Below are 24,512 nucleotides of genomic sequence, written 5' to 3' on the forward strand. Positions count from 1 at the left end.
AATGAGGGGACTCGTGGCAAAGAGGAAGCACAAACGGGATCCCCGCTTTCGCGGGGATGACGAGGAAGAGAAATGGTTAGGATTGGATAATAGGGTGCGCTTTCTTTTTCTTTCCTCCGGTCTTTTGTAACAAAACCCGCCGTCATCCCCGCGAAAGCGGGGATCCGGTTTCCTTTTTTTCTTATGAATCCTTTCATAGGGCGGTTCGTATAAACTAAATCAGAAAGCTAGCAAGCCATGCGTATTCTTTTTTTAGGCGATGTGATGGGTCGGTCGGGCCGCGATGGGGTTGCCGCGCATTGGGCTTCGCTCAAAACAAAGCTCAAGCCCGATGTGATCATCATCAATGCCGAGAACGCGGCGGCGGGTCATGGGGTCACCCTTAAAATCGCGCAGGACTTTTTCGCCCTTGGCGCAACGTGCCTGACGACAGGCAATCACGCGTTCAACCAAAAAGAAGTTTTCCTTTCCCTGGCGCAAGAGCCTCGGCTTTTGCGCCCCCTCAATTATCCCGAAGGCACGGTGGGAAAGGGCGTTTATGTTCACGCGCTCCCCGATGGGCGCAAAATCGCCATTGCCAATATCATGGGCCATTTGCATATGACGCCAACGCTAGACGATCCCTTTCTTGCGGCTGAAAAACTTGCCAGTCACTATCGCCTTGGCCATCAGGTGCAGGCCCTTTTTGTGGATTTTCATGCCGAGGCGTCATCGGAAAAAATGGCGCTGGCGCATTTTCTGGATGGCCGCGCCTCAGCCGTTATTGGCACGCACACGCACATCCCCACGGCGGATGAGCAAATCCTGCCCCAAGGAACCGCCTATCAAACCGATGCGGGTATGTGCGGCGACTTTGACAGTGTGATCGGGATGAAAAAAGAAGCGGCGCTGTGGCGCTTTATGCGCAAGACGCCGGGCGAGCGCTTGACCGCCGCCGAAGGCGAAGCGACCCTGTGCGGTTGCTTTATTGAAACCGACGACACGACAGGCCTTGCCACAAACATCACCGCAATCCAGCTAGGCGGTAAGCTTAAGGCGCGGGGTTTATAAAACCCTTATTCCGAAGAACCGCGCCGGGGCTTGGCGATATCGTTCGTGTTTTGGTTCATCGATTCAAAGAAGTCCGCGTTGGTCTTGCTGTACTTCAGCTTGTCCAAAAGGAACTCCATCGCGTCGGTCGTGCCCATGGGCATCAGCACGCGGCGAAGCACCCACATCTTGGACATCGTGGCCTTGTCGACCAGCAGCTCTTCCTTGCGCGTGCCCGACTTGGTGATGTCGATGGCGGGGAACGAGCGACGATCCGACAGCTTGCGATCCAGAATAATTTCCGAATTGCCCGTGCCCTTGAATTCTTCAAAAATGACTTCGTCCATGCGACTGCCCGTGTCTATAAGCGCCGTCGCGATAATGGTGAGCGAGCCACCGCCTTCAATGTTACGCGCCGCACCAAAGAAGCGTTTAGGGCGCTGCAAGGCATTAGCATCAACGCCGCCCGTCAGAACCTTACCGGATGAGGGCACAACGGTGTTGTACGCCCGCGCAAGGCGCGTGATGCTGTCCAACAAAATCACGACATCGCGCTTGTGCTCGACAAGGCGTTTGGCCTTTTCGATGACCATTTCGGCCACCTGAACGTGGCGCGAGGCCGGTTCGTCAAAGGTCGAGCTGATGACTTCGCCCTGAACCGAGCGCGCCATATCCGTGACTTCTTCGGGGCGTTCGTCGATAAGCAAGACAATCAGATAAACATTTGGATTATTTTTAGTAATCGCGTGAGCAATGTTTTGCAGCATCACGGTTTTGCCCGTGCGGGGCGGGGCGACGATCAACGCACGCTGGCCCATACCAAGGGGCGAGATCAAATCGATCACGCGCGTTGTGTATTCTTTTTTCGCCGGATCCTGCATATCCAAAAGCAAGCGACGATCCGGATACAGCGGCGTCAAATTGTCAAAGCCAATGCGATGGCGCGTTTTTTCCGGCTCTTCGAAATTAATGTTGCCCACCTTAAGCAGGGCAAAATAACGCTCGCCCTCCTTTGGGGCGCGGATTTCGCCTTCCACCGTATCGCCTGTGCGCAGGCTAAACTTGCGAACCTGACTGGGCGAGACATAGATATCATCGGGGCCAGCCAGATAATTGGATTCCGGTGAGCGCAGAAAGCCGAAGCCATCGGGCAAGACTTCCAGAACGCCTTCGCCATAAATGGCGTTTCCTTTTTCCGCTTGCGCTTTCAAAATCGCAAACATCATTTCCTGTTTGCGCATCGCGGCAGCGTTTTCGATTTCATTTTCTTCCGCAAAGGCTAGAAGCTCAGCGGGGGTTTTAGCTTTGAGTTCACGTAAATTCATGGTGTCCTTGTAGGTTTTAGAAAGGCTTGTTTATGATGATTTCTCGCGTTTCGTGAGAAGGGGGCCAAGGGGCTTTCGTGGTGAGACAGGCTTTTTTTTCTGCTTATGGCAGAATGTCTTTTCGCGCTGTTGTGAGAAGGCCGAAGAAGATAGGGATTGCTGTTTCCAGAAAAATTACCGCTTCAGCACGACCTTCCTTAGGCTTTCTTGCCCCTAATGTCAAAAAAAAACTATGGTTAATCCTTTATTTTCGCGTCTTTTCTGTGTTTTTAACGATCAACGCCGCAAGCCCCTTAATAAAAAGGGCGTCCGTCCCCACGGTTGGGACAACACGGGCAAATGGCGATCCCGCGTCAATCCCCAAAGCCACCGCCTCTTGTTCCAATTCAACCAGCGTTTCCACATGCTCACTTACAAAAGAGATCGGCACAAGAATAATGGGGCGTTTTTCCCGCGCGGCCATTAAAACCGTATCGCTTGTTGTGGGGGACTGCCACGCCGCCCGCCCCACGCGGCTTTGATAGGCCAAAGCGGGATCATGGGGGGGGTCGCCCTTCCACGCGGCAAGGATCGCCGCCATCGTTTCCGCGCATTGCTGTGGATAAGGATCGCCCGCCCGCACAACAGAAAGCGGCAGGCCGTGCGCCGTGAAAATAACTTTGGGGTTTCCATGCCTCTTGGCTTCGTCAAAAACGTGTTCGACCTTTTGCGCCATCGCTTCGATAAAGCCTGCGTCCGTATGAAAAGACAAAACCTCTGTTATCGGCTCTTCTAAAAAGCCACAACGCTTGGCTTCTTTTTGCGCCTCGCGCAACGCGCTGGCCGTCGTCGTTGTCGAAAACTGCGGATAGAGGGGAAGAAAGACCAGACGATCAGGCGCGTATTTTTTAACCTCTGCCATCATCTCGTCAATGAACGGGGGCGCATAGCGCATCCCTACAAAACAGCGAAACGCGCCACGCTTTGATAATTCTTTTTCAAGCGCCGCCGCTTGCGCCTTTGTGTTGGCAAGCAACGGTGAGCTGCCGCCCAACTTTTTATAATTTTCGATAGCCGCTTTTTCACGCCGCCGCGCCAGATAAAACGCCAAAGGAATCCTGATAAAAAAAGGCAGGCGCAAAATGGCGGGGTCTTTAAACAGATTAAAAAGGAAAGGCCTTACGCCCTCCAACGATGCCGGCCCCCCCATGGACATTAGAATGGCCGCCGTTTTCATGCCTCGCCCTTTTGAAAGCCATGCACCAAAGCAACAAGCCGCGCTATATGATCGGGGTTTGTTTCTTTGATCACGCCGTGGCCCAGATTAAAAATAAGTTTTTCGCCAAGCACGTTCATTATTTTTTCAGCTTGATCATCCATGGCCTTTCCCCCAGCCAAAAGAAGATCAGGATCGAGATTCCCTTGAAGGCAGCCTAGTGGCAGTAATTCTTTTTTTGCCGAGTCCAAAGAAATGTTTTGATCAAGGCTACAGCCGCTTATTCCTGTTTGTTCAAAATATTTTTTGTAATCGCTAAGGCTCGCGCCACGCGGAAAGCCGATGATCGGAAAGGATGGGTGCTTTTTTCGAATGCCTTCAACCAGCATTTTCGTCGGCTCTATCACAAACGCCTGAAAGGCCTGCCCCGAAAGCTGCCCCGCGTGGCTTTCAAAGATTTGGATAACTTCCGCGCCAGCCTCTATCTGCCCCAACAGATAGACGAGTGTTGCCGCCTCTATTTTCTCTATCAGCGCCTTTAAAAAGGCTGGCTGGTGGAGTGCCGCCTCCTTGGCTTTCACAAAATCTTGCCGCCCTCGCCCCTCGATCATATAGCAAGCGACCGTCCACAGCCCCCCACAAAACCCGATCAAGGTTTGATGGCTTTTGAGCAGCGGCTTCACGCGCTGGATCGTTTCAAACACGGGCGCGATCCTTTCTGGTCTGTAGATCAAGCCTTGAGCCTGCTTTTCGTCTTCGATTGGCTGAAGGCGCGGGCCTTCCTTTTCGATAAAATCGACCTTAACCCCCAAAGCGTGTGGAACAAGCAGGATATCGGCAAAGAGAATGGCGACATCCAAATCAAAGCGCCGAAGCGGCTGAAGCGTCGCCTCGGCCGCCAAAGTTGGCGTTAGGCAAAAGTCGACAAAACCATCCGCCTTTTTCCTTAAATCATTATACTCTGGCAAATAGCGTCCTGCCTGCCGCATCAACCAGACAGGGATAAAATCCGATACCCCTTTGGTTAAAAGAGAAAGGACAGGCTTATCGGTCTTATGCACGGCTTTCTTCCCTTTATAATAATATATAATTAGATTGTAGTAGAGAGTGGGTGTGGCAAGGAATGGGGATCCTTTTTTATAAACAGAAAAGAGCCCCCTTATCCACGCCACCATGAAGGACGAAAAAAGAGGTCCCGTAAACAAGTTTGTTAATAAGATATTAAAATCGATTAAATTCAAGCGTGGATGGATCTGTGGATAACGGGAGTAAAAAGATAAAAAAGTATCCCCCTAATCCACACACCTGTAAAAAAAGCTATCCCCAAATTCGGATATCGTGGATAACTAAAGGAAAAGGGGCGTGGATTCATTCCAGCTATGGATAAAGTCTATCTTATCCCCATAACGAGACAGGGACGGAAAAAGGGTGGATAAAAGATGACCTCTTTTTTATCAGGCAAGGCGGCGTTGACGGGCGTGATGGGCTGGCCCATCGCGCACTCCAAATCGCCGCGCCTTCATGGCTATTGGCTGAACCAATATGGAATTGATGGAGCCTATGTCCCCTTGGCCGTCAGGCCGGAGACCTTGGAAACGGCGCTGCGCGCACTTCCCCTTCTCGGTTTTCGCGGCGTAAACCTGACGATCCCCCACAAAGAGCTGGCGATGGATATTGTTGACCATGTGGATCCTTTGGCGCAGCGCGTGGGCGCGGCCAACACTATTCTTGTGCGCGAAGACGGATCGTTAGAAGGGCGCAACACGGACGTTTATGGCTTTTCGCAAAACGTGAAGGCGGGCGGCTTTTCTCCCCCCAAAGAAGGCTTTACCGCAACCGTCTTTGGTGCGGGCGGCGCGGCGCGGGCTGTCGTTGTGGCCCTGCAAGAGATGGGAGTCACGGAAATCCGGATTGTTAATCGCGATCAAGATCGGGCGCAAACCCTTTGTGAAACGTTGGCCGGAAAAAACAGCTTTGCCGTGTTCTCATGGGAAAAAGCAAAAGACGCGCTGGCTGAAACAGATTTGCTCATTAATGCAACTTCGCTGGGCATGCAGGGGCAGCCGCCGCTGGAAATCGATTTAACCCCCCTGCCGCAAAAAGCCTTTGTGACCGATATTGTTTATGCGCCGTTAGAAACGCCCTTGCTTGCTTCGGCGCGGGCGCGGGGCTTGCAAACGGTTGACGGCCTAGGGATGCTCCTTTATCAGGCCGCGCCCGCTTTTGCCGCGTGGTTTGGCCGCGAGCCAGAGGTGACGCCCGCCCTGCGTGCCCACGTTTTAGGAGGAGAAAAGCAATGAAAAAGAAACGCTTTCTTATTATTGGCCTGACGGGTGGTATCGGCATGGGCAAAAGCACGGCTCTGAAAATGTTTGCGGCGCTTGGCGTGGCCGTCTTTGACGCCGATGCGTGCGTTCGTGCGGCGCTGGCCAAAGGCGGCGCGGCGGAAGAAAAAATCAAGACAGTTTTTCCCGCCAGCTTTGTGCGAGGCCGCATCCATCGCCCGACCCTTTTCACGTTAGCGTTTCACAACAAAAAGACCCTTGCCCAACTAGAGGCAGTTCTTCACCCCCTTGTTTGGAAAGCGCGAGATGCGGCCATCGCCGTCGCCCGAAAACAAAAGAGCGACGGGATTGTTTTGGATATCCCCCTTTTATTCGAAACGGGCGCACAAAGCGCTTGTGACAAAACACTGTGCCTTTATACCAGCGCCGCCGTTCAAAAAGAGCGCGTGCTTAAGCGCAAAAACATGACTCCCGCGAAATTAAAGGTTATACAAGCGCGGCAGAAGCCCATCGCTGAAAAGCGCCTTTTAGCGGATGTCAGCCTTGATATGGGGGTCAGCCGTAAGCAAGCGCAGGCCATGATCGCCGCGCTGTGGGCCTTGTGGAAAAAGGAACAGGCATGAACGTTCGCGAAATCGTCCTTGATACAGAAACGACAGGCCTTAGCCCGCTGAAAGGCGACCGGCTGGTGGAGGTTGGCTGCGTTGAGCTGATCAATCTTATGCCGACGGGCAATGTTTTTCATCGTTACATTAATCCAGAACGCGACGTGCCCGACGAAGCTTCCCGCGTGCACGGCCTTACAAATGACTTTCTTGCTGATAAGCCCCTTTTTGCCGCCGAGGTCGATGGCTTTTTAGCGTTTATCGGCGAGGCCCCTCTCGTCATTCATAACGCGCCCTTTGATATGGGCTTTATCAATGCCGAACTGACGCGCTGTGGCTTTCGCAATCTGCCCATGACGCGGGCGGTGGACACGCTGCCGATGGCACGAAAGAAGTTTCCGGGAGCGCCCGCCTCACTCGATGCGCTTTGCAAACGGTTTGGCGTGGATTTATCAAGCCGCGATTTTCACGGCGCTCTTTTGGACGCGCGGCTTTTAGCGGATGTGTATTTAGAGCTGATGGGCGGGCGGCAGCCCGATCTTGCCGTCACGAAAGAAGAGGGCGTGGCCGCCGCTGCCGTTTTCATTGACGGCGAGGTGCAGCGCACCTTTAAGGCCGCCCGCGTCCACGCACCTTCAGCGGAAGAGGCCGCTGCGCATGAGGCGTGGCTGGCGAAAATTAAAAACCCTCTTTGGAAAAGCGCAGGCTAATGGTTCAGCTGATCGCCTAAAAACGCCAACGTTTTTTCGTGCGCGTCGCGGGCGGCCTCGGCATTAAAGCTGGCATGCTCCACGCGGAAAAAAGAGTCATCTACACCCGCATAAGTATGCACCGCGATCATTTTATTGCGCCCCAGAGAACGTGCGACGCGGGCGGCTGTTGCCGCCTTAAGGGGATCCGTTTGTTCGCCGCACAGCGCCAAGAACGGCATGCGGATGTCGTGAACCTCACCAAGGCTGGGCGTAAGGTCGGGGGAGCCACAGGCCACGGCCACGTCAACGTCACTTCGCGCGGCTAGCAAAAAGGCCATAAGGCCGCCCAGCCCAAAGCCCACCGCGCCGACCTTTCCGCTGCAATTAGGCTGCTTTCTTAAAAAAGCGAGCATAGAGAGAAGGTCCCCCACCGCGCGATCGTGATCGAAAGTGGGGGCCTGCTTTTGCGTGATCAAAGGACAAAGGGTTAAATAGCCCATGGCGGCAAAATCTTCGCACTGTGCGGACAAGCGCTCTGGTGGTGTTTCTGCGCCGTCAAGAAGGATCAACCCCGCACCGTGTCCCCCCGCAGGGGTCGCAAGGAAGGATTCAATCATATCGCCGCCAAAAGAGGGTATAGAAAGCTGGGTCATGAGAGTCTTTATTTTACCAGACAAACCCTAACGAAACGTTTTTTCCACGAAAACATCACGAAGCGCTGCCCAACACACGTTTGTGGTAGGGCTTTTAACCTCAATCGACAAAAACGAACCGCTTGAGCCAACGTCAAACGGGAAAAAGAATAGGGAAGGGCTGTTTGGTAAAAGGGAGGATTGTTCCTTTTCCGATCCTCCCACCGGATCGCGCAACAAGGCGCGTACAGAAAGAGCGGGACAGCCCGCGCTTTTTTCCAAGGTCAGGCCGAGGCGATAGGCCCCCTTATCCAAAGGCTCATCCAAAAACAAGCGCGCCAAAGGCTTTTGCGGCGTAAGGGCGAGCTGAAACGCGCTGAAAGGAGAAACGGAAGGCAGGGGGAAAAAGTGCGCCCCCGCTTTTTCCAAAACCCAAGGCTGCGGGGAAGGCGTTGTGGCGCGGATTGTCTTAAGGCCTTCGTGGAGCATCTGCGGCGTCCAAGGACTGCGCCGCCAGATTGATATGCTCACGCCGCCGTCAAGCAAAAACGTTTTCTCGTCCTTCGTGAAGAAAGGCGTCAGCGCAGGCGGCGGCGGAAACATTGCGGCCAGCGCCGCAACGTTTTTTTGCCGCGCGGGATCAAGGTGAAATTGCGCGGGCGTTGCCACAAGATAGACGTTGGCGGCGGCGTAAACGTCCAGTGGCGGCGGCTGATCCCCGTCGCTTTCGGGCGCGGGAATAAAGCGATACGCGGGCGCGGCCTCCCGCAACACGTCCGTGTAAAGTGCCCGCACTAAATCCTGATTAAAAAGAAAGGACGAACCGCTGACGACGATGGTATCGCCGTCCGTTGTTGTTTTTGCCACAACCTGCGCCAGTGCGATAAGCGCGTCGTTGTCGTGACGCACCCAAGGCGCACGCGGCGTACCAAAAACAGAAAAAGCAGGGGGCTCACTGGGCAACACAAAACGCGGCGCGAGCCAAAAGCAAAACGCGGCGTTGGAGGCAAGCAGCATGAGTGTCATCCAAAAAACAACACGCTCTTTCTTCAGGGCAACAAACAGCCCCGCCAGCCCCACAATGAAAAAGAGGGGAAGCAGTGCAATCAAATAATGTTGTCCTGCCTGCGAAGGGCCAAAGCCCCACAGCAACAGCCACAACAAAACGGACAGCAAGATAAACGCCGCCCCGCGCTTTTCAACAAGAGATTTTCTCCATGCCAAAAACCACCCCGCGCCTGCGGTGACCAGTAAGAGCGTCCCCCCATGCGCCGCGGCGAAATGAAAAAAGTACGGGGCAGGGCGCTCATAGGATTGATAAAGCGTTTTGTAATCGGCTGTGAGCATTTCCTGCAAATAGGAAGGCTCAATCATCATCAGTGCCGCCAGAGCCGCGATCCCGCGCAGCGCGTGGGTTTGCCAGAAGCTTTTCTTTTTCCACTGGGGGAAATCCACCACCGCGCCCGCCGCCAGAACGGCGAGGCCCGCATAGGCGTAATGCCGCCTGAAAACAATCGATAAGCCAACGAGAAGGCCAAGGACGAGGGCGTTTTTAGCCGACTTTTCTTTTTCACACGCCAACGCCATTGCGGCCAGCAACAAGGCCGCCGCGCCATGATCGGGATAGCCTTCCAACAGCGGATACCAAAGAAAAGGAACAAGGCAGCAAATCCCCGCTGCCGCAAGCAAGGCCGCTTGCCACGACAAGCCATAAAGTCGCCGCAGCAAAAAACCGGCTGCCAGCTGATACGCTGCGCCATAGACAATCATGTTTGTGACAATAAAAACGGTGCGCGACGTGCCCAGCAGCGAAAAAGAAATCAGCGAGGGCAGCGCAAAAAGCAAATTGTATTTTTGCGCGAAGCTTTGGGCAAAATCCGCCCACCCACCTTGTGCCCACAACCTAACGGCCATGTTGGAATACATGGCGTAGTCCCAAAAGTTGATGGCGCGTTCGTGTCCCAGATAAAGGAACACGAAAACGGCCTGCGCCAGCACGGCAAAAGAAAAAGGAAGAACGGCACGACGGAACATAACGCCAAGCTTACAGAAGCAATCAGATTGCAACAAGAGAAGACGTGTTGCCGTGGGTCGCCAGAGAGCCTATAATGCCAACGAGCCAATGAGGTGACATGAGGCAAAAAGGAACCAAACGGGATCCCCGCTTTCGCGGGGATGACCATGGAGCGGAATGGTTAGTGTAGGATAAAATGTTGCGCTTTCTGTGATTTTCATCCCGTCTTTAGCCATAAAAAACGCCGTCATTCCCGCGAAAGCGGGAATCTCGTTTTTTTAAAGGTCACTTCAAAGGACAGTTGATATTAGACGATCCCCTGCGCCAAATGAAAGGCCCCTCCCATGAAAGTCACCGTCAATGTTGAATGCACGCCCGAAGAGGCGCGGACGTTTTTGGGCCTGCCCGATGTTCAGCCCATGCAAGCGGCGCTGATGAAAGAAATTGAGGAGCGTATGCGCGACAACATCCGCGCCATGACGCCCGAAGCCGCCGTGCAGACATGGCTTCCCGCAGGCATGCAGGGCGCGGAAAATCTGCAAAAAATGTTTTGGGGTCAAGTCCAGAACATGATGTCGGGCGTGGTTAATACGGCGAACACTATGGTTACCGTTAAGGACAAAGACTCGGCGGCGTAAGGTTTTTTGACGTTGACCGCGCAAACGCCCCCCCTTCCTGATAATAAAACCATCGTTGCGTTGGCCTCGGCCTTTGGACGCGCGGGCGTTGCCGTTGTGCGGATTTCTGGCCCTCGCGCCGCCTCTGTTTTTCCTGCCCTTTGCCGTCCCGCAACCCTCCCCGCGCCGCGCCGCGCTACCTTGCGCGACATTGTTGATCCGGCCAACGATGAGCTGATCGACCATGCGCTCGTCCTTTGGTTTCCCGCGCCGCACAGCTTTACGGGCGAGGACGTGGTGGAGCTTCACCTGCACGGAGGTCGCGCCATTATTCGCGCCACGCTTGAGGCCCTCACGCGCCTTGACGGCTTTGCCCTTGCGCAAGCGGGCGAGTTTTCTCGCCGCGCCTTTGACAACGGCAAGATGGATTTAACCGAGGCCGAGGGTATCGCCGATCTGGTGGACGCCGAAACAGCAGCGCAGCGGCGGCAAGCCCTGCGGCAGATGGACGGCGCGTTGGGGCGGCTTTATCACGGCTGGGCCGAAAGCTTGACCCAAAGCCTAGCTTATATCGAAGCCGAAATAGATTTTGCGGATGAGGACATCCCCGCCGACCTGACCCAAGGCCGCCTAGCCGCCGTTCGCGCCGTTCTGGCCGAGATGGAAGGCCATCTTGCCGACAACCATCGTGGCGAACGCTTGCGTGAGGGTTTCACGGTGGCGCTTTTGGGAGCGCCGAACGCGGGCAAGTCTAGTCTGCTTAATGCGTTGGCGCAGCGTGAGGCCGCCATCGTCTCGCCTATCGCCGGAACAACGCGCGATGTGATCGAGGTTGATTTGGATTTGGGCGGCTGCCCCGTTTGCGTGATTGACACGGCGGGTCTTCGCGAAAGCGCCGACGAAATCGAAAGCGAAGGCGTGCGCCGCGCCCTTGCCCGCGCCCAGCAAGCCGACCTTAAACTCCTGTTATTCGATGGCAGCGTGGCGCAGCCGTTCGACGAGGCGACGATGGCGCTGGCGGACAAAGACGCGCTGGTTGTGGTGAATAAAGCGGATGTAAGAAGGATACAGGATTCAGGATTCGGGATTCAGGGGCGTCTTCCCTCTTTTTCTTCTCCTTGTCCTCCTTCACCCCTTCGTCATCCCCGCGAAAGCGGGGATCCCGTTTTTTTAAACGGCGAAAAAGAAAACCAAAAAACAAGTATAGAAAAAAAGAGACCCCTCCTTATCTCCGCCAAAACAGGCGAAGGGATGGTGCTGCTGCTTGCCAGCCTTGTTCAGGAAATCGAAGGGCGCTTTATGGCCAGCGAGTCTCCGCCCCTTACGCGCCTGCGCCACCGCGAGGCTGTTGAGGCGTGCGCCGCGCTGCTTCGCCGTGCACTCGTTGCGCGTGAAACGGAATTGTGTGCCGAGGACCTTCGCGTGGCCGTCCGCGCTCTTGGCCGCATCACGGGCCGCGTGGATGTTGAAGACCTCCTCGACATTATCTTCAGCAGCTTTTGCGTTGGGAAGTGAGGGCGGCCTACTCGAGCGCGAGGCGCTCCAGCTTTTCTTGTGAGGCCGTCAGTGGCTTTTGGGGGGCGTTGAGGGCTGCGCCCGCTAGTTTTTGAACGTCCTCAAACGTTGTAACGACGCCAACAAGCGACACCCCCACAGCACAGGCGATGGCTCGTCCTAATGTGTCGATCATTTCCCTTGGCTCCTTTTCATAGAGGGGCCGCGCTGCCTCATGGGTCATAAAGCCAAGGAGCGTTCGCGCCGCTCTTTCCTTTTGTTCGCTCCCCGGCACGGCATAGCGATGGGCAAGATTAATGAAACCAAAGGTCGTGGCCGGATCAACGTTAAAGGCGCTCTCTGCGCCGTCAAGAAGGATGTTGATGAGCTCTTCTTCGCGTTGGTCGTGGGGCTGTGCGTGGCAAAGCGCGTTTCTCGTCTTCCAAAGAAAAGCCATCATGGCTTTGGCATTTTTGTCTATAGGGCTCATGTAAATATCTTTCTTTTTAGGTCATAAAACGCTATGACGAACGCGAATTCTACCCTACGAACGGGGGCAAGTCAACAAACGGCCTTGGATAACCGCCATGGTTTTGATTCCGGAAGAAATAAAGATGAACAGCCAACAACGCGACCGTGCCGCGCCAAACGCCGCTTATGACGTGATCGTGATCGGTGGGGGGCATGCGGGCTGCGAGGCCGCCGCCGCCGCCGCGCGGCTGGGCGCGAAGACGCTGCTGGCCACGCTGTCCATCGCGACACTGGGCGAGATGTCGTGCAATCCTGCCATTGGCGGCCTTGGCAAGGGCCAATTGGTACGCGAGATCGATGCGCTGGATGGGCTGATGGGGCGTGTGGCGGATGCGGCGGGCATTCACTTCCGCGTTTTGAACCAGAGCAAAGGCGCGGCGGTGCGTGGACACCGCTGTCAGGCCGACCGCAAGCTGTACCGCGAAGCGATGCGCGAAACCCTTTTTGCCCAAGAAAACCTGACCATTTTAGAAATGTCGGTTGAAGATTTGACGCGTGGTGAGGACGGCGTTTTCACCATCACCTCGGCGGCGGGCGCGTCTTTGACGGGCGCGGCCGTGATCGTGACCACCGGCACTTTCCTCAATGGCCTGATGCATATCGGCGAGGATAAAATCATCGGCGGGCGCGTGGGTGAGCCGCCTTCCGTGGGATTGGCGGCGGCGCTGCGAGCGCTGGGCTTTCCTTTGGGGCGCCTCAAGACGGGGACGCCCGCAAGGCTTTCCAGCAAAACAATCGATTGGGCCGTTTTAGAAAAGCAGGAGGGCGACAACCCACCCGAACCTTTTTCCATGATGACAAGCTCTATCACAAACCGCCAGATCGCTTGCGGCATCACGCACACCTCGCCGGAAATGCACGCGATTATCCACGCCAATTTGCACCGCGCTCCCCTTTATTCGGGGCAGATTCAAGGCATAGGGCCGCGTTATTGCCCGTCAATCGAAGACAAAGTCGTGCGTTTTGCCAGCCGCGAGAGGCATCAGGTTTTCTTAGAGCCCGAAGGCCTAGACGATGACACCGTTTATCCCAACGGGATTTCGACCTCCCTGCCCCGCGATGTGCAGGATGCGATGATCCATTCCATCCGCGGCTTGGAAAAGGTCGAAATCCTGCGCTATGGTTACGCCGTTGAGTATGATTATTGCGACCCGCGAGAGCTTCGCGCGACGTTGGAGACCAAGCGTGTCGCGGGGCTATACTTTGCGGGGCAGATCAACGCCACCACGGGTTATGAGGAAGCGGCGGCGCAAGGCCTGATGGCAGGCTTGAATGCCGCGCTGAAGGTCGCGGGGCGCGAGCCTTTTGTTCTGGGGCGCGATGAGGCCTATATCGGCGTGATGATCGACGACTTGATCACCAAGGGCACGAGCGAGCCTTACCGCATGTTCACCTCACGCGCCGAATACCGCCTTATCCTGCGTGCGGACAACGCCGATCAGCGGCTCACGCCGCGCGGGTTGGCCATCGGGTGCGTCGGTGCTGACAGGAAGCGTGTTTTTGAGGCCAAAAGCGAGGCGCTGACGCAGGCAAGGGCGCAGATGGACGCCCTGACCGCCACGCCGCAAGAACTGGCTCAGGCGGGCTTTAAAATCAATCAGGACGGCATCCGGCGCTCGGCCCGTGAGCTTTTGGCGCATCAAGAGTTTTCTTTTGAGCGTCTGGAGGGCTATTGGCCCGCGCTGAAGGCCCTTTCCCCTGCCGTCAAGGCGCAGATGGAGATTGAAAGCGCCTATGCGGGCTATATTCAGCAGCAAGAGGCGGATATTCGTGCCTATCGCCGCGATGAGGCGCTCACCCTCCCCGCCGATCTGGACTATGGCGCGGTGGGCGGGCTTTCCACCGAAATCCGGCAAAAGCTTGAGGCCGTGCGGCCTGAAACATTGGGTACAGCGGGGCGTATCCCGGGCGTAACGCCAGCGGCCATTATGGCGCTTTTACGCTTTACGAAAAGGCGCAAAGAAAGGGTACAAGAATGACGGATTCTTTTTCTTCTCCCCCCGTTTCTTGTGAAACAGAGGTCTCGGACGGCGGCCTTGCAGCCTTTAAGGCCAGCTTCCCCGTTGCCCGTGAAACGATGGAAAAGCTGGAGAGCTACGCCGCCCTTTTGCGGGAAGAAAACGAAAAGATCAATTTGGTGGCGGCCAGCACCCTGCCCTGCCTGTGGGAGCGGCACTTTCTGGACTCGGCGCAGCTTTTCCCTCTGATCCCCTCGCCCAAGACGGCGCGGCTTATCGATCTAGGCTCAGGCGCGGGCTTTCCCGCGCTGGTTTTAGCCATCATGGGCGTGGCCGAGGTGCATTGTGTTGAAAGCACAGGCAAAAAGGCAAGATTTTTGGAGGCCGTAGCCAAAGGGCTGGCCCTTCCCGTCACGGTGCATCAGGATCGAATTGAAGCCCTTAAGGGCCTGAAGGGCGATGTTGTGACCGCGCGGGCGCTGGCCGCCCTTCCCGATTTATTGGGGCTTGCCGCCCCTTTTATGAAAAAAGACTCCATCGGCCTCTTTTTAAAGGGCGAAAAGGCCGATGCGGAATTGACAGAGGCGCATAAATATTGGACATTCAGTGTTGAAAAAAGGGAGAGCCTAACCTCCCCAACAAGCGTTATTTTGCAAATAAGCGACCTGAAAGCGCGTCCAAAACATGACAGAAAACGCCCCGTATCCAACAAAAAATGACGCTTCTTGTCGTGTGATCGCTGTCGTCAATCAAAAGGGCGGCGTCGGGAAAACAACCACGACGGTCAATCTGGCGACGGCCATGGCGGCGGTGGGCAAGCGCGTTCTTATCGTTGATGCCGATCCGCAAGGCAACGCCTCGACCGGCTTTGGCTTTTCGCGAAGCGAGCGCGGCGTTGGCTGTTATGAGCTTATGTTTGATGGGCTGGCGGTTGAGGACGTGGCTGTCGCCACCCCTATCCCCAATCTTTCGATTATCACATCCTCTGCCGATTTGGCGGGCGCGGAGATTCAACTGGTGAATATCGAACAGCGTGAATCGCGCATGCGTGCGGCGTTAGAGCGCAGCGCGAAGGATTACGATTTTATTTTGATCGATTGCCCCCCCTCATTGAACCTTATCACGCTCAACGCGCTGGTCGCGGCGCATGCGCTGCTGGTTCCTTTGCAGGTGGAGTTCTATGCGCTGGAAGGAATGAGCAGCCTTTTACAGACCGTCGATGCCGTTCGCGCACGGTTCAATCCGATGCTAGAGATACAAGGGGTTGTGTTGACCATGTTTGACAAACGCAACAGTTTGTCGGAAGCGGTCGCCAGCGATGTCCGCGCCTTTTTTGGTGAGCAGGTATATGAAACAGAGATTCCGCGCAACGTGCGCGTGTCCGAAGCGCCGTCCCACGGCAAGCCTGTTTTGCTTTACGATCTAAAATGTTCTGGCAGCCGCGCCTATATGCTTTTGGCGGGCGAGTTTTTGCGCCGTGAGGAAGATAAGGCGCAAGAGGCTGATGCCGCGTAATGAGTTGTGTTTAAAAAGGAAAAGACATGAACGCAAAAGCCAACATAAAACCAGCCCCCCTTGGCCGCGGCCTTTCCGCCCTTTTCGGGGATACAGACGCGTCTTACAGGCCGCAAACCGTGTCTCGCGCCGCTCCCGCCGCCGTGAAGCCCGCGCAGGACGGGACCACGATTCAGTCCTTGCCGATTGAGTGGATTCAGCCGGGGGCCTACCAGCCCCGCCGTCATTTCGATGCCGAATCAATCCAAGAGCTAGCCAATTCGATCAAAGAATGTGGCGTTTTGCAGCCCCTTATGGTGCGACCCATCGCCGGTGAAAAAGACTCCTATGAAATCATCGCGGGTGAGCGCCGCTGGCGCGCATCGCAAAAGGCAGGGCTTCATCAGGTTCCCGTGATCGTGAAGGCGATGACGGATCGTGAGGCGATGGAAATCGGCCTGATCGAGAACGTGCAACGTCAGGACCTCTCGCCGCTTGAGGAGGCCGAGGGCTATAGACGGCTGTTGGAAGAGTTCAACCACACGCAAGAAAATCTGGCCAAAATCGTCGGGAAAAGCCGCCCGCACATTACGAATTTTCTGCGGCTTTTAAAATTGCCGGACAGCGTTAAGGCCATGCTGGATTCCGGCGCGATCACCATGGGCCATGCGCGGGTCGTGATTACGGCCAAGGATCCCGAAGCGTTGGCCAATGAAATTTTGAAAAAAGGGCTTAGTGTTCGCCAAGCCGAGGCGCTGGCCAAAAAAGAATCCGATGGCCGTTTTGCGAAGAAGGAGAGGGCGTCCACCAGCAGTGATCCCAACATCCTTGCGCTAGAGCGCGACATTGGCCGTTCACTGGGGTTGAAGATCAAGATCCACGTGCTGACCTCAACGACCGGAACGCTGACACTTCACTACAACGACCTTGATCAGCTGGAAGGCGTTTTGAAAAAATTGCAGGCGTAGGGGCGGGAGCGGTTTTTTGGAGCGGTGAAGGGAGCCACATTTAAGCCATAACGCATTGATTTAACGATTGTGACGGCGGCGTGAACTTCAAACATGCCCCCAATTGTGCCCCCAGACGCTATTTCCACGGCATGTATCGGAAATCTCCTTTGACCCTTTGTCTCATTTCATCAAAATCGACAGGCCTATCTTCGGGGCGCAAAACGTACACGCGTATTGAATAAAGCGTTTGGTTGGAGAGCACCTTCATCAGCGACGATTTATGCTCCATTATCGACACAGAGCCCCCCTCTCCGTTTCGAATTCTCACAGCCTGTTCAAAGCTTTCAGCATTGTGTGCCCTGTCGGGTGATGACGCCGTGCATCCTTCCGATGCGGGGACGAAAGTCCCAACTTTTGTAATGCTCATCTGAGCACTCCAAACATTCCAATAAGAAGCTGGGATTTTGTAGTGGTCCGCCCACACTTCTATTTTTTCGTTTAGAGCTTGAAGTCGACCCAAAAAAGCGTCTTTACTCTCTTCTCCTCTGGCATCAATATATTCAACGTCACCAATTAGTTTTGGCGGCTTCCTTTGTATAATTGCTCGAGCCTTTGCGTGAATTTCGTCCGAACCATCTTCTATGGCCAACTCACGAATTTTTTCGTGGACGTATGTGTCGTCATATCTTTCCCATGTGCCGTTAGATATTTTGGTCTCAATTTGATCCGCTTCGCCTTCCAATCGACCGTTTTTTAACAAATAGATGAGAACGCAGTTCAAAAGCCACTCCATTGAAACAACGGTCTTGTGATATACGACCTGTTGGTAATCGAAGAAGCGACCAAGCAACAAATGTTCTGCTGTACGGAGTGCTTTTGCCGTCAAGCATATCTGCTCATCGCGATCTACCCCCATTTGGCTTAGTAGGTAAGGAAGATCAATAGCACCATAAGGCAGCCCCGTATGGTGGGCCGACCTCATTAAATAATCAATCCGATCTGCATCTAGGTCCGAACTCACGAGATTTGCAAAACGACACGGGGCCTCTCTGTTGAAGATGTTTGAAACCTCCGTCGGTTCAATTCCGTTGTCTATTAAAAGCGCGCGTATGTTGGCATCTTGATCAAGAACGCGCTTGCTTACCGCCTCATGTTTGAGCGGTTTCAACGGCGGTCCGCCTTCGACTATGGATGCGTTGCAATAACTTCTAATCGCATGTTCCATCGCATGAGAGAACGGGTAATGGCCTATGTCATGAAGAAGACCCGCAAGGCGAAAAACAACAAAATCTCTCGGAGCAATTGTTATGTTTCGGGAAGCGTATCCAAAAGCAACTTGAGGGCGATCAAGTTCGTTTCCATGGCACATTCCCCTGATTTGGATTTCCTGCTGTCAAATCATCATACCGATTTGGTATGAGCATGGCAATTACACACTCAAGAAAAAAACACGCCCATCGAGAGGTGTTTTTGGAAAGGTTTCATTAACTAATGTCGGCAGGGACGGATTGCGCGTGATTGCGATCTATAAGTAACTGATTAGGAATTAAGGCAAAAAGGGAATGGTGTCGATCTCGGTCATCACCTTGTCGGTTTCGGTGAGGGCGACGATGATGCGCTGCCAGTGCATAAGGTCGTCGCTGGTCAGCTTGCGCCCCTTGCGATCCTTGAGCCATTTCTGCGCGGGTTGATAGCCGCCAATATAAAACTCCCAAGCCACAAGCGGCACATGATCGAAATACTGCGTGGGGTTGATCCAGACGCGCCCTGTGGCGGCATGGTCCTTTGTCGGCGCGAACCGCAAGGCAATAACCTCGTGATCGCCGGAGACAGGATAGGCGGTGATGAGCGTATCCAGTGCGGGGCTTTCCATCAGATGTAGGGCGCGAAGCTTGCCTCCCTGTGTGGCCAACGCATGAAACGTCGCCTTATCCTTGCTAAAGACGTGATCGTCGGTTCAATCCCTATCGGCAGCACCAGTTTTCGAGATAATATCAATAGGTTACAAGCGGTCGCGCTGAGAGGCTTTTTGTCGTTCATTCTGGGGGAAGCAGGGCGGAAGCATAAAACCCCAAAAAGTATCTTTTAAAAACCGCCAAGCTTCACAATTTATGCTAAGAAACGTTCGTTCAAGCTTTCCGGATAGTGCCCATTATGTCCAGAGACGACTTTACCGAGGCAACAAAAAACAAACTCGCCAAAGCTGTGGGGTGGTTGTGCTCGAACCCAAAATGCCAAAAAGTAACAGTGGGCTCAAATTCTGATCACACAGGTATTATAAATGTTGGGGTTGCCTGCCATAAGGACCAGCTTATTCACTCCAATCTGCCAGTCCAATCAAAACGCGGCATTCTTACGATCCTTGTTTTAAATGGATATATTTTGGAAGCAGGCCTTGTTCTTTCTGGGGTCCAGACATGGATGGCAGAGGCGCAGAAAAAACAATGGATGCTACAACAATCACTATATGAATTAGAAGAATGGCTGACCCTTCTCCCCTTTACAGACCGCCCGGAGGCAGCGTTAGATGGGGCAGGATTATTGGCAGCAACCTTGACAAGGTGATTAAAAAGGGAGGTGTTCCTTTCCCCCAACCTTGCTTGTTGCCGACGAGGGCCCGCCTCGTGTTTTTTTATACACGGGAGGTCTTCCAGAAAGGAAATGTCCCCTTCAAGAAAAACATACTGTCTGTTCATTTCAGGATTAATAGACGGTGGTGCGATCACGTATCCACCCTCGCTACGCACATCAATTTTTCGTTTGGCAGAGGTGCTGTTCTTTTCGTCGACAAATCGGTAATAGAGATGTTTGCCTCCACGCGGGGTGGAAACAACCACAGGGGTTTCTCCAAACTCATCGTAAAGGGCCTCTAGCGGAAGTGCTGGGTCATCAACGTCAACAACAGTGATATTCGATAGCCTTCCTGTGATTAGCCCAATGTTTGCGTTGGAAAATCGCGCTATCATTTTATCAAGCTCAGACCTTGTGGGCTGCCTGTCTTGATATGGTTTCCATTTAACCAGAGGGTGTTTGCCGTCTTCTCCCAAACAAGGAAAAATGGACAAACCCATATCGTAATAGCTCAACGCAAGCTGTTTGAACGGGCTTTGAGCCTTGGACGGCAAAGTAATGGATGAAGAACGAGCCATTTACTTCGCCACTCAATTGCTGGAAGCTTGGCGCGAGGTCGGGATGCGGCTTGCTATCCAAGCATCAATCTGTGAAGAAAGCCATCCAACAGCCCTCGCGCCAAGGCTGACGGGGCGCGGGAATTGCTCCTTCTCGATGAGGTCGTAGGCCATGCTGCGGCTCAGACCAGTGCGGTCAAGAACCTCGCGAAGGCGGATGATTTTTTCGTTTGTGATTGTTTGAGACATATCTAAACCCTCTAGGTTGTTTCAAGATATGACCCGTGTAGAGAACTGCCCTCGTGGCTTCACCGCAAGTGCGGAAAGACTTACCGCAATTGCGCAAAAACGTTGTTGTTTAGCCCCCCTTTCGCACGCGCAAACTTATCCTCAAGCGTTCTTTTTGATAGGCCTTGTTCTTGTGGAAAATCCTCTAATAGCTTGGCGATTACTGCCGTTTCGTTACCGTAGGGGGCAGGTTTCTTGCCGTTAGGTGTCCTTCCCAAAAGCAGAGCAAGCATCGTTCCGATGATGTTGAGGTATGTTGTTTCCGCTCGAGCTCCCAGCAATGCAGGACATTCTTTCCCACCGTTTTCCAGCTCCTCTAAATCTACGCGCTGGAAGCCAAGCTCAGAACGATCCGGCCATGTTGTCTCTTTGATGTAATCGGACAGCCAGCGCGTTTTTATGGGGGCGTCGTCAGCGACAGTCACGCTGGCTTCAAAATCCGCAAAACTTTTTGCGTTGTCGCTCTTTTCTTCATCTGTGACCCGTCGAACGACCTCCCACTGAAACCCCTCTTTGTCCCAGACAGTCAGCCCACCCCAGTAAATGGAAGATTGAAGCGATCCTCTTTTATCCGTGATGAGGGACATAATCCAATCTCGCGTATGGCTGGCTTCTTTTGTTTCAAAATGATGCGGTCCTTCAAGCTCAGAGATAGTCTCTTGAGCGGGATGCGGTGACGTTTCTTCCGTCGAAGCAAGCCGCCTTGCTGGCCGCCCCCGGATGTACCATGACAGACGGACAGTGTTTTCGACGACAAGTTGCAGAAGATCATTCTCAGTTATTTCTTCACCAAAGGCCAAGGAAACCCTCTTGGCGGCATCTTGAAGCGAATACCAATCTTTCAGTTTATATAATCTGCTTTTGGTTTGCGTCATGACGCCCCCTGTTCCTGTTGAGGTGGTGGTATTTCTTGGTTGCCTGTTTTTTGTGCCGTGGCCTGATCCAAATAATCTGCCCAGTCCTGCATCATTATTTTGCGCTCAGGGAGAAACTTGGCGCGGTCGTAGGCTGCGTCGATTTTGTTGCGCTGCATGTGATCCAGCTGACGATCAACGACTTCATGGCGATAGCCGAGCTTTTCTTTGATCGTGGACATGGCAAGGGCGCGGAAGCCGTGACCTGTCATTTTCCCCTTGTACCCGAGCCGCTTCAACGCACTTAGAACCGTGTTCTCGCTCATGTGTTTTTTGGGATGAACCTGATTGGGGAAAACAAGCTCCCACTGGCCTGTGAGTTTATGCAACTCACGCAGGACACCTACGGCCTGTTTTGATAAAGGAACGATGTGGGGGCATCGCTTCATCTTTGTGTGTGGGGTTGGGACAACCCATTGCTGGCCATCCAAATCAAACTCATCCCATGTGGCTTTCAGCATTTCTCCCGTGCGAACGAAGGTGAGCATGAGAAAACGAACAGCAAGACGGGTCTGTATAAAGAGACGGGCATCATTGTTTTGAAGCGTCAGGAGGAAGGCCGGAAGTTCGTCCGCGTCGATTGCTGCATAGTGCCCTGCTGTATGGGGCTGTAAAATGCCGCGCAAGGCAAGGGCAGGATTGTTCTGTGCGCGGTCTGTGAGTATGGCGTAACGGAAAACCTGACTGCAATACTGAATGGCACGACGTGCCATCTCATGAGCCCCGCGCTTTTCGATCTTCTGGATGAGGGCGCGAACGTCAGAACCAACGAGGTCAGCGATGGGGCGCGAGCCAAGTTCGGGAAAAACGTCCATTTCCAGCCTGTGCAAAATGTCCTTTGCATGGCCTTGCGACCACCGTGCTTTTTGGTGTTCGTGCCACTCTCTCGCAACAACCTCAAAAGTGTTGTTAGCGTTTAGCGCGATCTGGCGTTTTCTTTCTTGCTTGGCTTGGCCGGGGTCTGTTCCTTGGGCAAGAAGCTTACGGGCAGCTTCGCGCCGTTCGCGGGCATCAAGCAGGGAAACTTCGGGATAGACACCCAAGGCGAGCCGCTTCTCTTTGTTCACAAAGCGATATTTTAGCCGCCAGTATTTACTGCCGTTCGGCATGACTTCAAGATACAGGCCGCCGCCGTCCGACAGCTTAAAGGCATTTGCTCGGGGTTTTTCGTTCTTGCAAGTGGTATTTGTCAGGGGCATGGGGGCATATTTTCTGTGCCCCCAGAGGTTCTGCCCCCACTTATGCCCCCAATTGGGCAGGGTGTAGAAAAGCATCCTTGGACGGCACTGGACAATAATGCCCAGCTTTTGCAGAGAAATTCAAGAGGTATTGGATGATTTGGGATGCTTTGAAATCAGAAGATGGAGCGGGTGAAGGGAATCGAACCCTCGTAAGAAGCTTGGGAAGCTCCTGCTCTACCATTGAGCTACACCCGCATACAAATAACACCAACAGCCTTTTGAAACGATCCATTAAAAAAATAAGAAAACTGGATCCCCGCTTTCGCGGGGATGACACTTGTGGATTGATATTAAAAACAAAGCCGTCATTCCCGCGAAAGCGGGAATCCAGTTTGTTTTCTATCTTAATGAGTCACGTCATCGTTCCATTGGTATAACATTTAGCTTTTTGCTCGCCTACGCTCGCGGGCATTGAGACCTGCCCGCAATAAAAGCAAACAAGGCCCGCCCGTTTGTGGGCTGCACCATAACAATCTTTTGATCCGGTTTCAACGCCTCAAAAAAGGGCTCAACTAGATTCCGTCTTACCCCACAAACGGAGGTTTTGCCGCAAAGCCTGCTGCCGATTCAAGGGCCGAGGCGGCCTTAAACAACGTCATTTCGTCAAAGGCCTTCCCGATCAACTGCAGCCCCATGGGCAAACCGTTTGCGCAAAGCTGCATTGGCACGACGATGCCCGGTAATCCCGCAAGGTTGAGCGTGACGGTGAAAACGTCCTCCAAATACATTTTAATGGGATCGTCTTCGTTCTCGCCAATGGCAAAAGCCGTTGATGGCGCGGAGGGCGTCAGTATCACGTCGCACTTTTCAAAGGCGTCGATAAAATCTTGCCGGATCAGGCGGCGCACGCGCTGCGCTTTTTTATAATAGGCATCGTAATAGCCCGCTGATAGCACATACGTTCCCATCAGGATGCGGCGGCGCACCTCAACGCCAAAGCCCGCGCCTCGCGTGTTTTCATACATGTCGGCAAGGCTTTCGCCGCCGACCCGCTTGCCAAAGCGCACGCCGTCATAGCGGGCTAGGTTCGATGACGCCTCGGCGGGCGCGATGATGTAATAGGTGGGCAGGGCGTATTTGGTATGAGGCAGCGAAAGCTCAACCACCTCTGCGCCCGCTTCGCGCAGCATTTGCGCGGCCTTTTCCCAAATGCCATCGATTTCGGCAGGAATGCCATCAATGCGATATTCGCGAGGGATGCCGACGCGAAGCCCCTTGATAGACTGGCCGAGCGCTTGCGTAAAATCAGGCACAGGCAAATCCACCGAGGTGGAATCTTTAGGATCATGTCCCGCCATTTCGCGCAGCATAAGCGCGGCATCAGCGACGGTGCGCGTCATGGGCCCTGCCTGATCGAGTGACGAGGCATAGGCGATAATGCCAAAGCGTGAGCAGCGGCCATAGGTCGGCTTAATGCCGACGATGCCCGTGATAGCGGCGGGCTGGCGGATCGACCCGCCTGTATCCGTCCCCGTTGCGGCCAGCGCCATGCGTCCCGCTACGGCGGCGGCACTGCCGCCCGAAGAGCCGCCCGGAACCAGCTTACGCACCGCGTTCGCGGGGTCTTCGCCCGACCAAGGGCTAATGACATTGCCATAGGCCGACGTGGTGTTGGAGGAGCCCATCGCGAACTCATCCAAGTTGGCCTTGCCCAAGGTGATGCACCCAGCGTCTGCCAGTTTTTGCGACACGGTGGATTCATAAGGGGGGACGAAGCCTTCTAAAATCTTGCTGCCCGCCGTCGTTTGCACGCCCTTGGTGCAATACAAATCTTTCATGGCAATAGGGGTGCCGTCCATGGCCCCCGCATGTCCCGCCGCGCGTCGCGCATCCGAAGCCTTGGCGGCCTCGCGTGCCTGATCAAAGGTTGTGACGATATAGGCGTTGGTGGCGGCCTGCCCCTTGACGCTGGCTTTGATATAGCGGTCGGTCAGCTCAACAGCAGAGAATTCTTTTTTCGCAAGGCCAGCCAAGGCCTGCGTCATCGAAAGATCGGTTAAATCGGTCATGGTCGTTTTTCCAAACTAACAGGTTGTTTTAACAAACGGGACTCCCGCTTTCGCGGGAGTGACGGGAAAGGGAAATTGGTTGTCCCCTTCGTCATCCCCGCGCAAGCGGGG

General features: G+C 54.2%; 22 protein-coding genes, 1 tRNA gene and 1 pseudogene. 11 read left to right on the forward strand and 13 right to left on the reverse strand.

Translation table 11 applies throughout. From position 1 onward, the window contains the following. The first annotated feature begins 237 nt into the window (after positions 1-237). Positions 238-1,050: a TIGR00282 family metallophosphoesterase gene (locus tag WC612_01850; GenBank protein ID MFA6279523.1), complete on the forward strand. Its 813-nt coding sequence runs from the start codon at positions 238-240 to the stop codon at positions 1,048-1,050. 5 nt (positions 1,051-1,055) lie between these two features. On the opposite strand, the gene rho is transcribed toward WC612_01850, so the two are convergent. From rho to hemE, 3 genes are all read right to left on the reverse strand, one after another. Beyond that, a complete protein-coding gene (gene rho / locus WC612_01855) occupies positions 1,056-2,354 on the reverse strand; it encodes a transcription termination factor Rho (protein MFA6279524.1) in 1,299 nt (432 codons plus the stop codon). A gap of 244 nt (positions 2,355-2,598) precedes the next feature. Next, positions 2,599-3,570, reverse strand: coding sequence for a ferrochelatase (gene hemH, locus WC612_01860; protein MFA6279525.1), 972 nt, complete (start codon positions 3,568-3,570; stop codon positions 2,599-2,601). Continuing rightward, entirely contained in the window at positions 3,567-4,610 is a 1,044-nt protein-coding gene (gene hemE, locus WC612_01865) for a uroporphyrinogen decarboxylase (protein MFA6279526.1), read from the reverse strand. Before hemE ends, hemH begins: the two co-directional genes overlap by 4 nt. A 378-nt stretch (positions 4,611-4,988) precedes the next feature. Here hemE and WC612_01870 point away from each other — a divergent pair, with 378 nt between their 5' ends. The 3 genes from WC612_01870 to dnaQ are packed head-to-tail and all read left to right on the forward strand — an operon-like array spanning position 4,989 to position 7,149. Further along, positions 4,989-5,849, forward strand: coding sequence for a shikimate dehydrogenase (locus WC612_01870; protein ID MFA6279527.1), 861 nt, complete (start codon positions 4,989-4,991; stop codon positions 5,847-5,849). Further along, entirely contained in the window at positions 5,846-6,457 is a 612-nt protein-coding gene (gene coaE / locus WC612_01875; protein MFA6279528.1) for a dephospho-CoA kinase, read from the forward strand. Before WC612_01870 ends, coaE begins: the two co-directional genes overlap by 4 nt. After that, entirely contained in the window at positions 6,454-7,149 is a 696-nt protein-coding gene (gene dnaQ / locus WC612_01880; GenBank protein ID MFA6279529.1) for a DNA polymerase III subunit epsilon, read from the forward strand. The genes coaE and dnaQ overlap by 4 nt, the downstream gene beginning before the upstream one ends. Here dnaQ and WC612_01885 read toward each other — a convergent pair. Together WC612_01885 and WC612_01890 are read right to left on the reverse strand one after the other, a co-directional pair. Next, a complete protein-coding gene (locus WC612_01885; GenBank protein MFA6279530.1) occupies positions 7,146-7,784 on the reverse strand; it encodes a dienelactone hydrolase family protein in 639 nt (212 codons plus the stop codon). The two genes, dnaQ and WC612_01885, sit on opposite strands and share 4 nt — an antisense overlap. Before the next feature lie 27 nt (positions 7,785-7,811). After that, positions 7,812-9,797 (reverse strand): hypothetical protein, encoded by a 1,986-nt coding sequence (locus WC612_01890; GenBank protein MFA6279531.1) that lies wholly within the window; start codon positions 9,795-9,797, stop codon positions 7,812-7,814. A gap of 324 nt (positions 9,798-10,121) precedes the next feature. On the opposite strand from WC612_01890, the gene WC612_01895 reads away from it, so the two are divergent. Together WC612_01895 and mnmE are read left to right on the forward strand one after the other, a co-directional pair. Beyond that, the gene (locus tag WC612_01895; GenBank protein ID MFA6279532.1) at positions 10,122-10,415 is read left to right on the forward strand and encodes a DUF6489 family protein; all 294 of its coding nucleotides are present in this window, start codon (positions 10,122-10,124) and stop codon (positions 10,413-10,415) included. Positions 10,416-10,421: 6 nt separating this feature from the next. After that, positions 10,422-11,909, forward strand: coding sequence for a tRNA uridine-5-carboxymethylaminomethyl(34) synthesis GTPase MnmE (mnmE, locus tag WC612_01900; protein ID MFA6279533.1), 1,488 nt, complete (start codon positions 10,422-10,424; stop codon positions 11,907-11,909). 7 nt (positions 11,910-11,916) lie between these two features. Here mnmE and WC612_01905 read toward each other — a convergent pair whose 3' ends face one another. Then, positions 11,917-12,378 (reverse strand): hypothetical protein, encoded by a 462-nt coding sequence (locus WC612_01905; protein MFA6279534.1) that lies wholly within the window; start codon positions 12,376-12,378, stop codon positions 11,917-11,919. 124 nt (positions 12,379-12,502) lie between these two features. Here WC612_01905 and mnmG point away from each other — a divergent pair, with 124 nt between their 5' ends. From mnmG to WC612_01925, 4 genes are read left to right on the forward strand one after another with little or no spacing between them, the layout of a single operon-like run. Next, the gene (mnmG, locus tag WC612_01910; GenBank protein ID MFA6279535.1) at positions 12,503-14,398 is read left to right on the forward strand and encodes a tRNA uridine-5-carboxymethylaminomethyl(34) synthesis enzyme MnmG; all 1,896 of its coding nucleotides are present in this window, start codon (positions 12,503-12,505) and stop codon (positions 14,396-14,398) included. Then, positions 14,395-15,096, forward strand: a complete 702-nt coding sequence (gene rsmG / locus WC612_01915) for a 16S rRNA (guanine(527)-N(7))-methyltransferase RsmG (GenBank protein MFA6279536.1) — start codon at positions 14,395-14,397, stop codon at positions 15,094-15,096. The genes mnmG and rsmG overlap by 4 nt, the downstream gene beginning before the upstream one ends. Continuing rightward, positions 15,062-15,892 (forward strand): ParA family protein, encoded by an 831-nt coding sequence (locus WC612_01920; protein ID MFA6279537.1) that lies wholly within the window; start codon positions 15,062-15,064, stop codon positions 15,890-15,892. Before rsmG ends, WC612_01920 begins: the two co-directional genes overlap by 35 nt. 26 nt (positions 15,893-15,918) lie before the next feature. After that, positions 15,919-16,839: a ParB/RepB/Spo0J family partition protein gene (locus WC612_01925; GenBank protein ID MFA6279538.1), complete on the forward strand. Its 921-nt coding sequence runs from the start codon at positions 15,919-15,921 to the stop codon at positions 16,837-16,839. A gap of 118 nt (positions 16,840-16,957) precedes the next feature. On the opposite strand, the gene WC612_01930 is transcribed toward WC612_01925, so the two are convergent. Next, positions 16,958-18,190, reverse strand: a complete 1,233-nt coding sequence (locus tag WC612_01930; GenBank protein MFA6279539.1) for an HD domain-containing protein — start codon at positions 18,188-18,190, stop codon at positions 16,958-16,960. Positions 18,191-18,367: 177 nt separating this feature from the next. Continuing rightward, positions 18,368-18,748 (reverse strand): annotated as a pseudogene (locus WC612_01935) (type ISP restriction/modification enzyme). Positions 18,749-18,975: 227 nt separating this feature from the next. Between WC612_01935 and WC612_01940 the strand changes: the two are divergent. After that, positions 18,976-19,386, forward strand: coding sequence for a hypothetical protein (locus WC612_01940; protein ID MFA6279540.1), 411 nt, complete (start codon positions 18,976-18,978; stop codon positions 19,384-19,386). 596 nt (positions 19,387-19,982) lie between these two features. On the opposite strand, the gene WC612_01945 is transcribed toward WC612_01940, so the two are convergent. The 5 genes from WC612_01945 to gatA form a co-directional block, all read right to left on the reverse strand. Further along, positions 19,983-20,198, reverse strand: coding sequence for an AlpA family transcriptional regulator (locus WC612_01945; GenBank protein ID MFA6279541.1), 216 nt, complete (start codon positions 20,196-20,198; stop codon positions 19,983-19,985). Between the two features lie 80 nt (positions 20,199-20,278). After that, complete coding sequence (locus WC612_01950) at positions 20,279-21,112, reverse strand: hypothetical protein (protein MFA6279542.1); 834 nt, start codon at positions 21,110-21,112, stop codon at positions 20,279-20,281. Continuing rightward, positions 21,109-22,350 carry an integrase arm-type DNA-binding domain-containing protein gene (locus WC612_01955; GenBank protein ID MFA6279543.1) on the reverse strand — a complete coding sequence of 414 codons (1,242 nt, stop codon included), beginning with the start codon at positions 22,348-22,350 and terminating at the stop codon, positions 21,109-21,111. Before WC612_01955 ends, WC612_01950 begins: the two co-directional genes overlap by 4 nt. 163 nt (positions 22,351-22,513) lie before the next feature. Further along, positions 22,514-22,587: transfer RNA gene (locus tag WC612_01960), tRNA-Gly, on the reverse strand. A gap of 329 nt (positions 22,588-22,916) precedes the next feature. After that, positions 22,917-24,401: an Asp-tRNA(Asn)/Glu-tRNA(Gln) amidotransferase subunit GatA gene (gatA, locus tag WC612_01965; protein MFA6279544.1), complete on the reverse strand. Its 1,485-nt coding sequence runs from the start codon at positions 24,399-24,401 to the stop codon at positions 22,917-22,919. Positions 24,402-24,512 lie beyond the last annotated feature (111 nt).

It is taken from the genome of Bdellovibrionales bacterium, assembly GCA_041662785.1.
Taxonomy (GTDB): domain Bacteria; phylum Pseudomonadota; class Alphaproteobacteria; order UBA9219; family UBA9219; genus UBA8914.